The sequence below is a fragment of the Blochmannia endosymbiont of Camponotus pudorosus genome (assembly GCF_059934925.1).
The window spans coordinates 158294-173067 of sequence record NZ_CP011793.1; the positions used below are offsets into that span (position 1 = coordinate 158294).

The 14774-nt window shown below is 27.3% G+C and carries 12 protein-coding genes; all 12 read left to right on the forward strand.

Annotated elements, in window-relative coordinates; genetic code table 11:
- The first annotated feature begins 274 nt into the window (after nucleotides 1-274).
- Nucleotides 275-1249 (forward strand): 16S rRNA (cytosine(1402)-N(4))-methyltransferase RsmH, encoded by a 975-nt coding sequence (gene rsmH, locus Bpudo544_RS00685; RefSeq protein ID WP_500825440.1) that lies wholly within the window; start codon nucleotides 275-277, stop codon nucleotides 1247-1249.
- A complete protein-coding gene (gene ftsL / locus Bpudo544_RS00690; protein ID WP_500825441.1) occupies nucleotides 1242-1562 on the forward strand; it encodes a cell division protein FtsL in 321 nt (106 codons plus the stop codon). Before rsmH ends, ftsL begins: the two co-directional genes overlap by 8 nt.
- A gap of 110 nt (nucleotides 1563-1672) precedes the next feature.
- Nucleotides 1673-3361, forward strand: coding sequence for a peptidoglycan glycosyltransferase FtsI (gene ftsI, locus Bpudo544_RS00695; protein ID WP_500825442.1), 1689 nt, complete (start codon nucleotides 1673-1675; stop codon nucleotides 3359-3361).
- 37 nt (nucleotides 3362-3398) lie between these two features.
- Nucleotides 3399-4916, forward strand: a complete 1518-nt coding sequence (gene murE / locus Bpudo544_RS00700; protein ID WP_500825443.1) for a UDP-N-acetylmuramoyl-L-alanyl-D-glutamate--2,6-diaminopimelate ligase — start codon at nucleotides 3399-3401, stop codon at nucleotides 4914-4916.
- Nucleotides 4917-4929: 13 nt separating this feature from the next.
- Nucleotides 4930-6315, forward strand: a complete 1386-nt coding sequence (gene murF / locus Bpudo544_RS00705; RefSeq protein ID WP_500825444.1) for a UDP-N-acetylmuramoyl-tripeptide--D-alanyl-D-alanine ligase — start codon at nucleotides 4930-4932, stop codon at nucleotides 6313-6315.
- Between the two features lie 33 nt (nucleotides 6316-6348).
- Nucleotides 6349-7392, forward strand: a complete 1044-nt coding sequence (gene mraY, locus Bpudo544_RS00710; protein WP_500825445.1) for a phospho-N-acetylmuramoyl-pentapeptide-transferase — start codon at nucleotides 6349-6351, stop codon at nucleotides 7390-7392.
- A gap of 7 nt (nucleotides 7393-7399) precedes the next feature.
- Entirely contained in the window at nucleotides 7400-8740 is a 1341-nt protein-coding gene (gene murD / locus Bpudo544_RS00715) for a UDP-N-acetylmuramoyl-L-alanine--D-glutamate ligase (protein ID WP_500825446.1), read from the forward strand.
- 75 nt (nucleotides 8741-8815) lie between these two features.
- Nucleotides 8816-9952: a cell division protein FtsW gene (gene ftsW / locus Bpudo544_RS00720; protein ID WP_500825447.1), complete on the forward strand. Its 1137-nt coding sequence runs from the start codon at nucleotides 8816-8818 to the stop codon at nucleotides 9950-9952.
- The gene (gene murG, locus Bpudo544_RS00725; RefSeq protein ID WP_500825448.1) at nucleotides 9949-11040 is read left to right on the forward strand and encodes an undecaprenyldiphospho-muramoylpentapeptide beta-N-acetylglucosaminyltransferase; all 1092 of its coding nucleotides are present in this window, start codon (nucleotides 9949-9951) and stop codon (nucleotides 11038-11040) included. The genes ftsW and murG overlap by 4 nt, the downstream gene beginning before the upstream one ends.
- Nucleotides 11041-11052: 12 nt before the next feature.
- The gene (murC, locus tag Bpudo544_RS00730; RefSeq protein ID WP_500825449.1) at nucleotides 11053-12543 is read left to right on the forward strand and encodes a UDP-N-acetylmuramate--L-alanine ligase; all 1491 of its coding nucleotides are present in this window, start codon (nucleotides 11053-11055) and stop codon (nucleotides 12541-12543) included.
- A 197-nt stretch (nucleotides 12544-12740) separates the two neighbouring features.
- Nucleotides 12741-13439 (forward strand): cell division protein FtsQ/DivIB, encoded by a 699-nt coding sequence (locus Bpudo544_RS00735; RefSeq protein ID WP_500825450.1) that lies wholly within the window; start codon nucleotides 12741-12743, stop codon nucleotides 13437-13439.
- 26 nt (nucleotides 13440-13465) lie between these two features.
- Nucleotides 13466-14725, forward strand: a complete 1260-nt coding sequence (gene ftsA / locus Bpudo544_RS00740) for a cell division protein FtsA (RefSeq protein ID WP_500825451.1) — start codon at nucleotides 13466-13468, stop codon at nucleotides 14723-14725.
- Nucleotides 14726-14774: the final 49 nt, after the last annotated feature.

Consider the following 14774-nt stretch of genomic DNA (forward strand, 5'->3'; position numbering starts at 1 on the left):
ATTGTAATGAATATGCAAAGTATATAACAAATATGTTTGATAAATAAAATAATCTTCTTACTTTATAGTAAAGAGGCTTGTATATTGTCACGATATAATTGTTTATTATTGTTAATTTAAATTAAATTTTTATATTAAGTATTTGTGGGCTTCTATTGAGGAAATAGCAGTGATAGTGTATCACATATACAATATAAATGTAAATTGTTGTAAATAATTAAATAAAGGTTATATTTAAACCTTTGATATAAGGCAAGGTGGTTTGATTATTTTCATGAATCATAAAAGTGTATTATTATATGAAGCAGTAGAAGCTCTAAATATCGATCCTTCTGGAATATATATAGATGGCACATTTGGAACAGGAGGTCATTCAAGATTAATTTTATCTAAATTATCGAAATTAGGTCGATTGATAGCATTGGATAGAGATCAGTTATCTGTTAAAATTGGAAAAACGATTGCTAAACATGATCGTAGATTTTCTATTATTCATACTTCATTTTCTAAAATATCGGATTATATTCATGATATGAACCTTATAGGTTCTATTAATGGCATTTTATTAGATTTAGGAGTATGTTCAACTCAGTTATTTGATGTTAATCGTGGTTTTTCGTTTACTCAAGATGGTCCATTGGATATGCGTATGGATGTTACTATGGGAAAGACTGCAGCTCAATGGATAGCTGTATCGTCTCAAAAAAATATTGAATGGGTTTTAAAAAATTTTGGAGAAGAAAGATTTTTTAGAAAGATTACACAATCTATTCTATTTCATAGAAGAACTCGACCTATTACCAGAACGAGTGAATTGTCAAAAATTATTAGTGATGTAGTTGTATCAAATCGTACAAAAAAATATAGTTGGAATAAGCATCCTGCAACTCGTAGTTTTTTGGCAATTCGTATGTATATTAATGATGAATTAAAAGAAATAATAAATATATTAAAAGATGTATATAATTTATTATCCAATAAAGGTAGATTAGTAGTTATTAGTTTTAATTCTTTAGAGGATCGTTTAGTAAAAAATTTTATTTGTAAGCATAGCCGTATTTCTTTAGAATTTCCTAAATTAGCTTTGACTGAAGCCCAAATAATTGATATTTATTCAAATAAATATCAATTTAAAAATATGGGAAAGATAATACCGACTAAACAGGAGATTAAATCAAATGTACAAGCTCGTTCTGCAGTTTTACGTTATGCTGAAAAAATAGATACTTATATGTATACACATGAGTAATCAGAAACGATTTAATCTTATCAGAATTATTTATACTGATTTATGTATTTATGGAAAATTACAATTAATCTTATTATTATTGATTGTAATGTCTTCTATTGCAGTTATTTTGATAACTTACCAAACTAGATGTATGGTTATGAAGCGTGAGCAATTATTTTTAGAAAAAAATGTATTAAATTTAGAGTGGAATGATTTAATGCTTAAGAAAAAAAAATTATCTGATCATATGCGAATTGAATATATTGCTGTTAATAATTTACAAATGCGTTATACAAATCCTATTTTAGATAGGATTGATATAAGTGAGTAAAGAGCAACATATGTATGTAAATTTTTTTGTTATGGATAAATTAATATAGAACAATATAATAGTAATTAATAATATTTCAATTATTAATTATAAGACTAGATATAAATTTTATGGGTTTCTTTAGCAAAAAGCGTTTATATATATTATATATTAGTGTTTTTTTAATGTTTTTTATTTTAAGTTTAAGATTAATTTATTTACAAATTGTATCTTCAAATTATTTAATTCATGAAGGTAATAAACGCTCATTAAGAATAAAAAGTATTTCAGAATCTAGGGGAATTATTACTGACAGAATAGGTCGATTATTAGCAATTAATGTTCCAACTACTTCTATTTGGATTGATCCTCAAGTAGTTAATAGACACAGAGAAATTAATGCTGATATTTTAAAGTGGACAGCATTATCTAGTCTTTTAAATTTTCCTTTAAAAAAATTATTGTGTTTTATACAAAATCATAGTTCAGAACGTTTTTTGTATTTATCACGTCAGGTAGATTCCGCTATAGCACAACAGGTAAATCAATTAAAATTACCTGGAATATATGTACAGCAAGAGTCAAAACGGTATTATCCTGTTGGATCTGCAGCAGCTCATCTTGTTGGAATAACTAATATAGATAATCAAGGTATTGAAGGAGTAGAAAAAAGTTTTAATAATTGGTTATCTGGATTTCCTAGAACACGATTAGTTTATCAAGATCGATTGGGAAGAGTAGTAGAAGATATTAATTTATTGAATCAAGGAAAACTGTCTAAAAATGTTGTGTTAAGTATTGATGAACGTTTACAATATTTAGCATTTAATGAGTTAAATAATGCGGTTAATTTTCATAAAGCAGAATCTGGTAGTGCAGTATTAATAGATATTAGTACTGGTGAGGTTTTGGCTATGGTAAATAGTCCATCATATGATCCTAATAATTTTTCGACTGTAAAAAAATCAATGATGAGAAATAGAGCTATTACTGATATTTTTGAACCAGGTTCAACAGTCAAACCTATTGTAGTGATGACAGCATTGAAAAATAATATTATAAATAAAGATAGTATAATTAATACGTTACCTTATATGATTAATGGTCATCAGGTAAAAGATGTTTCATATAATAGTCAGTTAACTATTAGTGAAATTTTAAGAAAATCTAGTAATGTTGGTATTTCTAAATTAGCATTATCTATGCCTGTATCTACTTTGATTGATGCATATTTGGGTTTTGGTATAGGACAATTAACAAATGTTGGATTAGTAGGAGAAAATAGGGGAAAAATATATTCACCTGAGCGATATGATTCTATTATAGAGCATGCAGCTCTTTCATATGGGTATGGATTAATGATAACTCCATTACAGTTAGCTAGGATTTACGCTATTATTGGGGGATTGAGTTTATCTCATCCACTTTCTATTATTAAGATAAATCAATCTGTGGTTCCTTTAATATCTTCTGAAAATCGAGTATTTTCAAGATCATTGATGCGTACTGTTATAGATATGATGGAAGTTACGACTATCTCAAATAGTGGTTGTTATCAAGCTGCAATAGAGGGATATCGAGTTGCAGTTAAAACAGGTACTATTAAAAAAGTTGGATCTCAAGGAAAATATGTTAATAGATATATTGCATGTACAGCAGGTATAGCTCCATCTAGTAATCCAAGATTTGCATTAGTAGTAGTAATTGATGATCCAAAAAATGGAGTTTATTATGGTGGAATGGTATCTGCTCCAGTATTTAAGTCAATTATGAGTAATACATTGAGGTTAATGAACATAAGTCCAGATTTTTTAAAATGATATAATATGTAGGATAAAATATTTGAATAATTGTTATATGTTTCCTATACATGAGTTGAATGAACTTCTTATGCCATGGATTTTTAATAAGTTAATTTCATCTACACTAACTTTAACAGAATTAAAATTAGATAGTAGAAGTGTTACTTTTGGAGATTTATTTATAGCAATAAAGGGATATAAAACTGATGGAAGATTATATGTTCGTCATGCTCTTAAAAAAGGAGCAATTGCTGTTTTATTAGAATCTAATGCTAATTTTTTCGTGCAAAATATTATTTATAATGCTAATACACTTATACCTATTATTCATTTTAATAAGTTACATAAACATATATCTAGTATAGCAGGAAGGTTTTATGGTCATCCATCACGATATTTAAATTTAATTGGAGTGACAGGAACTAATGGAAAAACTACTATTAGTCATTTATTGGCTAATTGGGTAGGACTATTAGGAGAGAAAAGTGCTGTAATGGGCACTTTAGGGAATGGTATGTTAAGTAATATATATGCGTCTAATTATACTACGTCCTCTGCTATTGATGTTCAAAAAATGTTAAGTCAATTTATTAAAAATAGGATTAAATTTGTTGCGATGGAAATATCATCGCATGGATTAGCTCAATATCGTGTAGATGCGTTAAATTTTGACGTGGCAATATTCTCAAATTTAACATCTGATCATTTAGATTATCATGGTGATATTCATAAATATGAAATGGCTAAATGGAGATTGTTTAATGATTTATATGTCAATCATTATGTAATTAATGCTGATGATTATGTTGGATATAAATGGTTATCACGTTTACCTGATTCAGTGGCAGTAACTGTTCAAAATAATTTGCCTAAATTTTGGAAAGGCAAATGGATAAAATTAATTAAAGCAAATTATCATTCTTATGGATCTGATATTATTTTTGATTCTAGTTGGGGAATAGGGGTGATTCATAGTCAATTATTAGGGGAGTTTAATGTTAGTAATTTGTTACTAGCTTTGGGAGCTTTACTGATTTTAAAATATCCCTTAACAGAATTGTTAAAAATATCGTCTAGATTAAAACCTGTATGCGGGCGATTAGAGAAATTTCAATTGCATAATAGACCTACAATTATAATTGATTATGCTCATACTCCAGATGCTTTAGAGAAAGTTTTAATATTTTTAAATACATTATTATGTAAGAATGGAAAATTATGGTGTATTTTTGGGTGTGGTGGTGATAGGGACCCAATAAAACGTTCAAAAATGGGAGAATTGGCAGAGCAATATTCTGATTATGTAATTATAACTAATGATAACCCACGTACTGAAAATGCTCAACTAATTATAAATGATATTATTGTGAAAATAAAATATTCTAAAAAAATAAGAATTATTCAAGATCGTATTCAAGCAATAAAGACTGTTATTTATCAAGCTAATTCAAAAGATTTAATATTAATTGCTGGAAAAGGACATGAAAGATATCAAATTATAGGTCATAATTACATAGAATATTCTGATCAAGATGTAGTGATAAATGCTTTGATGAATTATTATATTTTATGATAGCTATGTGATTATGATTCCATTAAAACTTTATGAAATAGCATCTATTGTAAATGCTAAAGTTATTGGCATGAACGTTGTGATTAATACTATTAGTATTCATTCTGATTTAATTGAAAAACAATGTATGTTTATAGCATTGATAGGCAAGCGTTATGATGGGCATAATTTTGCAAATCAGGCAGTTATTGCTGGAGCGAAAGCGTTATTAGTAGATCATTATTTATTATTGCATATACCTCAGTTAATAGTTCATGATACTTGTGATGCTTTGTTAAAAATAGCTGAATGGATGCGTCATCAAGTATCTTCAAAAATTATTGCTATTACTGGATCAAGTGGAAAAACTTCAGTGAAAGAAATGACTGCATCTATATTAAGAAATTGTGGAAAAGTAATAGCCACTCATAAAAATTATAATAATTTTATAGGAGTATCTATAACATTATTAAGATTAACATATAAAATTAAATTTGCAATTATTGAATTAGGATCTAATAAGTGTGGAGAATTAAAAAAGTTAGGAAAGATTATTTGTGCTGACGTAGCTTTAGTAAATAATATTTTTTCATCTCATTTATCAGGATTTAATTCATTAGATATAATAAAAAAAGAGAAAGGAGAAATTTTTTTTGGTGCATCAAGTAATGATGCTCAAGCTGTTATAAATTTAGATAATAATGCTATTTTAATATGGCGTTCAGCATTATTGAATTTTAAAAAAATATGGAATTTTGCTTTATACAAAAATACAGATGTTGATTTTTTTGCAAGTCATATTATTTTATATACATATGGAATTCAGTTTGTTTTACATAGTCCATACGGATCTTCTCCTGTGTTTTTACCAGTATTAGGTATGCATAATATATCTAATGCCTTAGCTGCTAGTGCACTCGCTTTTTCTGTAGGAGCTAATTTATTTGATATTGTATATGGATTGCAAAAAATACATGCCTTACCTGGGAGATTATTTCCATTTGTTTTAAATAAAGGTAAATTATTATTAATAGATGATACTTATAATTCTAATGTTGGATCGATGATTGCTGCGATTAATGTTTTGAACATGATGCCTGGTTATCGTATATTAGTAGTAAGTGATATGTTGGAATTGGGAGATTTAAGAACATCACAATATTATCATACTAGTATTGGTAAATTTCTAAAAAGAAGTAATATTGATCAAATAATGACTATAGGAGATTTTAGTTATTGTATATTAAAAGTTTTCAAGAAAGGAAGACATTTTCAAAGAAAAACTGAATTAATTTTTTATTTAAATAAAATTTTATTTCAAAATCGGCCTGTTAGTATTTTAATAAAAGGTTCTAGAAAGTTTAAAATGGAACAGGTAGTAGATGCTATTAAAAGTAATCATAATGTTGTTGTTAAATAATATAAGAGAAATTGCGTAATGATGTATTTTTTTATGTCTAGTGTTGAATATTCTGTTTTTTTTAGGAGTATTGCTAGTTTATTTTTTGCTTTGTTTATTTCTTTAGGAATAGGATTTATTATTATTTCATGGTTACGTCATTTCTGTATGTTTCAAATGATTCGAGTGGAAGGCCCTGAAATTCATCAATTAAAACGTAATACTCCTACAATGGGAGGTATAATCATGTTAATATCGTCAATTACGTCGATATTAATATGGGCTGATTTATCAAATGTATATGTGTGGTATGTATTATGTATATTTATAGTATATGGATTATTAGGTTGGATTGATGATTTTTTAAAAGTAACACGACAAAATACTTTAGGTGTGAATGTTTTAAATAAATATTTTTGGCAGACATTAATTGCTTTATTATTAAGTATTATCATGTGTATTACAAGAATGGATTGTATAAATACCAATTTAGAGGGATGGACTTATTTTAAAAATATTATATCTAAATTAGATATTTGGAGTATTTTATTATCATATTTTGTAATTGTAGGTACAAGTAATTCCACTAATTTGTCTGATGGATTAGATGGATTAGCAATTGTTTTAATAATATTAGCGACTATTGGGTTAGCTGTTATAGCATGGATTAGTAGTAGTGTATATTTTTCAGGTTATTTAAATGTTTCATATATTTTTTTTGCTCAAGAATTAATAGTTGTGTGTGCTGCAATTGTAGGAACAGGACTTGGATTTTTATGGTTTAATAGTTATCCAGCACAGATATTTATGGGAGATACAGGTTCTTTATCATTTGGTGGTGCAATTGGAGTAATTACTGTATTACTACAACAAGAATATTTGTTATTAGTGATAGGTGGTATATTTGTATTAGAATCATTATCTGTAATTTTTCAAGTGAGTTGTTTTAAAATTTTTAAGAAGAGAATATTTAAGATGACTCCTATTCATCATCATTTTGAATTGCAGGGATATTCAGAACCAAAATTAGTTGTACGATTTTGGATTGTGTCTTTGGTTTTAGTGTTACTTGGATTAGCTATTTTTATTTTAAATTAGTATAGTTATGAATAGAAGAGATTATAAAAAATTACGAGTTGTAATTATTGGATTAGGAATTACTGGACTATCTTGTTTAAATTTTTTTTTAATGCGAGGAGTTTTACCTAAGGTTATCGATACTAGATTATACCCTCCTAAACTGAATAGGTTGCCTAGTTTTGTTAAATTTTGTTTTGGAAAATTATGTAGTTCGTGGATATTAAATGCTGATTTAATAGTAGTCAGTCCTGGAATTCGATTAGATAATCCTATATTAATGGAAGCTAGAAGGATAGGAATAGAAATTATTGGAGATATTGAATTATTTGTTCGAGAAATAACTGTTCCAATAATTGCTATTACTGGATCAAATGGGAAAAGTACAGTTACTAGATTAGTAAATAATATGGCTAAATCTGCTGGATGGAAAGTTGGAGTTGTTGGGAATATTGGAATTCCTGCTCTTACTTCGTTAAATAAGAAATATCAGTTATATATATTAGAAATATCGAGTTTTCAATTAGATGTAACGCATAGTTTATGTGCTACAGCTGCTACTATTTTAAATGTTAGTGAAGATCATATGGATCGATATTCAGATGGATTTTCATCATATAGTCGTTCTAAAAATAGAATTTATAATAATGCTATTACTTGTGTGGTAAATTCTTTAGATCCTTTAACGTATCCGTCTTTATCTTGCAATTATGAGCATCTCATAAGTTTTGGTAGAAATTCAGATTCTTCAGATTATCGTATAGAATATTATAGAGGAAGTAATTGGATAGTTATATATGATAAATATATATTAAATTGTCTTGAATTAAAAGTGAGTTATCATATTAATTATTATAATAATGTTTTATCTGCTTTAGCTTTATCAGATAGCGTTAATATTCCGCGTATAGCATCTTTAAAATCTTTGAAACACTTTTTTGGATTGCCGCATCGTTTTCAATTAATTTATGAAAATCGTGATGTACGATGGATTAATGATTCTAAAGCTACTAATATAGGAGCTACTAAAATAGCAATTAATACTGCTGTATCCATGTTATCAGGTAATCTTCATTTATTATTGGGAGGGGATAAAAAATTAGCTAATTTTGATGAATTAAAAGATTTAATTAAAAAATATGAAGTGCATTTGTATTGTTTTGGAAAAGATGGATTATTTTTGACGGAGTTTGGTTCTGGAAATATTGTTTTAACTAAGAATATAATTGATGCGATGTATATTATTGCGCGAAGAGTAAAAAGAAAAGATATAGTACTATTATCTCCGGCATGTTCCAGTTTAGATCAGTTTTTATCATTTAAGTTTAGAGGAATTTTATTTACTTATTTGGCTCAAAGATTAGGATAATATATAGAAATGTATATTTTAACTAAAATGATAATTTTAAAATTTTTCAGCAAGAAAATAAGATCTATATTATAGATGATGTTGTTATATGATCGGGTATTATTTGGATTATTACTGGGAATGATCTGTATTGGTTTTATTATAGCTAGTTCTGGATCTATTCCAATAGGTATAAATATATCAGGAGATCCTTATTTTTTTATAAAACGAGCGATCATTTATTATAGTATTACTTTTGTTTTATGTTTAATAATATTAGGATTACCTATAACTACCTGGAAAAGTTATAATTTTATAATGTTGTTGTGTAGTTTTGTGATGTTGATAATAGTATTAGTTTTTAATAATACTATCAATGGAGCTTCAAGATGGATAATATGGGGATCTTTCTGTATGCAGCCTTCGGAGTTATCAAAATTATCTTTTATTTTTTATCTTGCTAATTATTTGGAACGTAAGTTAATAGAAGTACGAAATACTTTTTGGGGTATATGTAAACCTATTATAATAATGTTATCGTTATCATTATTATTATTAGGACAACCAGATTTTGGTAGTATTATAATTTTATTTATTATTACTTTATATATGTTGTTTTTATTTGGAGCAAAATTGTGGAAGCTGATGTTAATATTTATATTAAATATATTTTTAATCACCTTATCCATAATTGTCAAACCTTATCGTATTCAACGAATTCTGTCTTTTTGGAATCCTTGGGAAGATCCATTTGGAAATGGATATCAATTAACTCAATCGTTAATGGCTTTTGGGCGAGGTGGATATTTTGGACGAGGCTTAGGAAATTCTATACAGAAATTAGAGTATCTTCCTGAATCACATACTGATTTTGTTTTTTCTGTTTTATCAGAAGAATTAGGATTAATAGGATCAATTTTAGTATTGTTAGTATTGTTTGTGATAGTATTTCGAGCTATGATTATTGGTACTAGTGCATTATATTGTCATCAAAAGTTTTCTAGTATTTTAGCTTATTCTATTGGAATATGGTTAGGAGTGCAAACATTTATTAATGTAGGAGTAGTAAGTGGAATTTTACCTACTAAGGGTTTGACGTTTCCTTTTATTAGTTATGGAGGATCTAGTTTTTTGATTACAACAGTGGCAAGTATATTATTAATTCGAATAGATTTTGAAATACGTTTAATTAAAAATCAGGCCTTTTTGAAAGGGAATGAGCATAATAAATGAATGTAAAAAGAAAATTAAAGACGGTTTTGATAATAGCAGGTGGAAGTGGAGGGCATATTTTTCCAGGATTATCGGTAGCGCGTTATTTAATAAAGCATGGATATAAAGTAGTTTGGTTAGGATCAAAAAATAATATTGAATCTAAATTAGTTCCAATGTATGGAATTAATATTAAATTTATTCATGCTGAAAGATGGCGTGGAACAAAAATATATAAGAGGTTAATTAAGTTGTTATTTATAATTTTTTTATCAATGTATCAGGCTTTAAAGATTATAAAATATTGGAAACCTGATATTGCTTTAAGTATGGGAGGATATGTTGCTGGTCCTAGTAGTATAGCAGTTTTATTATGTAAGATTCCATTAATCATACATGAACAAAATAGAGTTATAGGTTTAACTAATCGATTGCTATCTTTTTTTGCTAAAAAAATATTACAAGGGTTTCCTAATGTTATTGATAATGCTGTTACATTAGGAAATCCATTAAGAAGTACTATTGTTTCTATTCCCGATCCAGTTGTTCGATGGAAAAATCGTACTGGTCCAATTCGAGTTTTGGTAATTGGTGGAAGTAATGGAGCTTATATATTCAATAAAGTTGTACCAAAAATTTTTAAAAGATTATTTAATAAGTTGATTATATGGCATCAATCTGGTGAAAAAGATTTCAAGTATGTAATAGAAGCTTATCAACAGATAAAACAAAAAACTCACTATAAAATAATGCCATTTATTGATGATATAGCACAAGCATATTCATGGGCAGATATTATAATATCTAGATCTGGCGCATTAACAGTAAGTGAGATAATGTGTGTTGGACTACCTGCAATATTTGTACCATTTCCTTATCATAAGGATAAACAGCAATATTGGAATGCCTTACCTTTAGTACAATCAGGATCAGCAATCATTATTGAACAAGAGAAATTTACTAGTGATTATGTTAGTAAAATTTTAGAATCTTGGAATAGAAAGACATTACTTATTATGGCTCTAAGAGCTAAATCTTTTACAATACCTGATTCAACAAAATTAGTTGCACAGACAATAATACAACATTTACATAAAAAAAATTATTGAAATATTATTCTTATGCATTTATTACCATCAAAAAGTAATATTTTACCTGTAATTAATCGTTATAATATTAAACGAATTCATTTTATTGGAATAGGTGGCGCTGGTATGTGTGGTATTGCAAAGATATTAATGCATCAAGGATACAAAATTACTGGGTCTGATATAAAAAAAAGTGATATAACTCAGTATTTATTAACATTAGGAATAAAAATATTTTTAGGTCACTATTCTAGTAATGTAAATAATGTAGATGTTGTGGTTATATCTAGCGCTATTCGTTGGGACAATCCTGAACTTCAAGCAGCTAAATTTGCAAAAATTCCTGTTATGAGACGAGCGGAAGTGTTGTCTGAATTGATGAGAGATAAATATGGAATAGTTATTGCTGGAACTCATGGAAAAACTACAACTACTGCTATGTTAACTAATATTTATATTGAAGCAGGGTTAGATCCAACTTTTATAAATGGAGCAATAATAAAATCGGAAGGGGTTCAAGCTCGACTTGGATATAGTCGTTATTTAATAGCAGAAGCAGATGAAAGTGATAAATCATTTTTGTGGTTATATCCCACAGTAGAAATAATTACTAATATTGATTTTGATCATATGAATACATATCAAAAAGAATTTAAACTTCTTAAACGAGCATTTATTGAATTTTTAAATAATTTACCAGTTTATGGTTATGCTGTAGTATGTATTGATGACCCAGCAATTCGCAGTATATTATTATCTAATATTAACAAAAAAATTATTACTTATGGATTTAGTAAAGATGCAGATTTATGTATTTTAAATTATTATCAATATACGGGGAAAAGTAAATTTACTGTTTTAACAAAAAATAATAAAAAATTACAAATAATTTTAAATATTCCTGGTTATCACAATGTATTAAATGCTACAGCTTCTATAGGTGTATCTATTGAAGAAGGTATACATGATTTAATTATTTCAAAATCTATGTTGAATTTTCGAGGAGTACATCGACGTTTTGAGATTTTAGGATATTTTTCTTTAAATAAAATAAATGGTCGAATTGGTAAGTTCATGATAGTAGATGATTATGGCCATCATCCTACTGAATTACAAGCAACTATTATGACTGCTCGATCTGGATGGCCTGATAAAAGATTAATAATGATATTTCAGCCACATCGATTTACTCGTACGTATGAGTTGTATGATAATTTTATTCATGTACTTTCTACTGTAGATGTGCTGTTAATATTAAATATTTATTCTGCCGGAGAAGAACCTATTTTAAATATAAATAGTCAATCTTTATGTAATGCAATTATTAAATATGGTAAAATTAGACCCGTATTTGTGCCTAACAAATATATTTTATTAAAAATTTTGTCAAAATTACTTCAAAATGGAGATTTGCTCTTACTTCAGGGAGCTGGTACAATAGGAAACGAGATACGCGATTTATTTTTTAAAAATCAAAAGTTTTGTACATTTCAGCACAATAATAACACGAATATTGTACGGTGATAGTTTATATTTTTTGAATATGATACTTTTCATTAGAGAAATTATATAAGTTAAATAAAATAGTTATTTTAATTACATTAAATGTAATGTTAATTAAGTATGTATCAAAATTAAAGTGTTATATTAATTTTAAATTAATAATAAGTTGGATTTTTGTATCTATTTTTATACTTATCAGTATTTGGGTTGTGTATAAGATGATTTTTCGTTGGATGTGTCATTATTGTTATTATCCTATATCTTATGTTGTAGTTACTGGAAATCGTTGTTTTACTACTAATGATGATATTAATTATTTAATTTTAAAATTAGAAAAGTTAGGATCATTTATAACACAAGATGTTGATGTAATTCAAAAACAAATTCAAAAATTGCCATGGATTAAACAAGTTAGTGTTAGGAAGCAATGGCCAGATACATTAAAAATTCATTTAATCGAGTATATTCCTATGGCATATTGGAATGATAAATTAATTATCAGCACGACAGGTATTATATTTCATCTACCTGAATACCAAAGTAATGATTGTAATGATGGTGATAATATTAAATCTTTACCATTTTTATATGGTCCGCATAATAAAGAACAAGATGTACTGAATAATTATTTAATATTTAATGCAATACTTCGATCTAATAAATTTGAGATAGCGTCATTAAAAATGGATATACATTATTCTTGGCAATTAAAATTAAGGAATAATATTGAATTAAAATTAGGCAGAAATAATCCAATAGATCGATTATGTTATTTTATAAAAATTTATCCTATTTTATTACAAGAAATTAATAAAAAAGATATATATATTGATTATATTGATTTGCGTTATTATTCTGGTTTTGCTGTAAAATGGATAGATAATTTGGGTAAATCTATGCTGTGTGATAAGAAGTGATACATACAAATAAGGCAATTGAAAGAATGATGAAATCTGTGGATAATAAAAAGCTTTTAGTAGGATTAGAAATTGGAACAGATAAAGTTGCTACGTTAATAGGAGAAATTTTACCAGATGGGATAATAAATATTATTGGTTTAGGTTGTTGCTCTTCGCAAGGAATGGATAAAGGAGGAGTAAATAACTTAGAGTCGGTAATAAAATGTGTGGAATATTCTATTAATCAAGCAGAGTTAATGGCAGGATGCCAAATTGCATCTGTTTATTTATCTTTATCTGGCAAACATATTAGTTGTAAGAATGAAATAGGTATGGTCCCTATTTTGGCGGAGGAAGTTACTCAATTGGATGTAGATAATGTAGTACATATAGCTAAATCAGTAAAAATTCGCGATGAACATCGAATATTACATGTTATTCCTCAAGATTATTCTATTGATTATCAAGAAGGTATAAAAAATCCAGTTGGTTTATCTGGAGTGAGGATGCAAGCAAAAGTTCATTTAATTACTTGTCATAATGATATGGCTAAAAATATTGTAAAAGCGGTAGAAAAATGTGGATTGCGAGTAGATCAACTAATTTTTTCTGGATTAGCTTCAAGTTATGCAGTATTGACTCAGGATGAACGTGAATTAGGGGTATGTGTTGTAGATTTAGGAGGTGGTACAATGGATATTGCGATATATATTGATGGAGCTTTACGTCATATTAAGGTTATTCCGTATGCTGGAAATGTAGTAACAAGTGATATTGCTTATGCATTTGGAACGCCATTATCTGATGCAGAAACTATAAAGGTGCGTTATGGATGTGCTTTAGAATCTTTAGTAAGCAAAAATGAAAATATAGAAGTGCCAAGTGTTGGAGGTAGACCATCAAGGGTTTTACAACGTCATATGTTAGCAGAAATCATTGAACCTAGATATATTGAATTAATGAAATTAGTAAATAAAGAGATTTTACAATTACAATTACAATTAAAACAGCTTAGTATTAAGCATCATCTTGCAGCAGGTATCGTATTAACTGGAGGAGCATCTTTGATGGAAGGTGTAGTAGCATGTGCACAAAAAGTGTTTAACATGCAAGTTAGAGTTGCATCTTCTATAAATATTAGTGGATCAATAGATGGAATAGGTGGGCCACGATATTCTACTGTTATAGGATTATTACATTATGGTAAAGAGTCTCATTTAAATAATAATCTAGATATAGATAAAAGAATAAAGATTAAAAATTGGATAAAAAAAATAAGTAATTGGTTAAAAAGAGAATTTTAATATTTATTGAATTGGTATATAAAATATAAAAGAAATATGTGGTTTAATT

Excerpts from the sequence above, each read along its gene's own strand:
- Bpudo544_RS00735 (WP_500825450.1), top strand. The coding sequence starts at position 12,741 with ATGATTTTTCGTTGGATGTGTCATTATTGTTATTATCCTATATCTTAT.
- rsmH (WP_500825440.1), top strand. The coding sequence starts at position 275 with ATGAATCATAAAAGTGTATTATTATATGAAGCAGTAGAAGCTCTAAAT.
- mraY (WP_500825445.1), top strand. The coding sequence starts at position 6,349 with ATGTCTAGTGTTGAATATTCTGTTTTTTTTAGGAGTATTGCTAGTTTA.
- murG (WP_500825448.1), top strand. The coding sequence starts at position 9,949 with ATGAATGTAAAAAGAAAATTAAAGACGGTTTTGATAATAGCAGGTGGA.
- ftsW (WP_500825447.1), top strand. The coding sequence starts at position 8,816 with ATGATGTTGTTATATGATCGGGTATTATTTGGATTATTACTGGGAATG.
- ftsL (WP_500825441.1), top strand. The coding sequence starts at position 1,242 with ATGAGTAATCAGAAACGATTTAATCTTATCAGAATTATTTATACTGAT.
- murC (WP_500825449.1), top strand. The coding sequence starts at position 11,053 with ATGCATTTATTACCATCAAAAAGTAATATTTTACCTGTAATTAATCGT.
- murD (WP_500825446.1), top strand. The coding sequence starts at position 7,400 with ATGAATAGAAGAGATTATAAAAAATTACGAGTTGTAATTATTGGATTA.
- ftsI (WP_500825442.1), top strand. The coding sequence starts at position 1,673 with ATGGGTTTCTTTAGCAAAAAGCGTTTATATATATTATATATTAGTGTT.
- murE (WP_500825443.1), top strand. The coding sequence starts at position 3,399 with ATGTTTCCTATACATGAGTTGAATGAACTTCTTATGCCATGGATTTTT.
- ftsA (WP_500825451.1), top strand. The coding sequence starts at position 13,466 with ATGATGAAATCTGTGGATAATAAAAAGCTTTTAGTAGGATTAGAAATT.
- murF (WP_500825444.1), top strand. The coding sequence starts at position 4,930 with ATGATTCCATTAAAACTTTATGAAATAGCATCTATTGTAAATGCTAAA.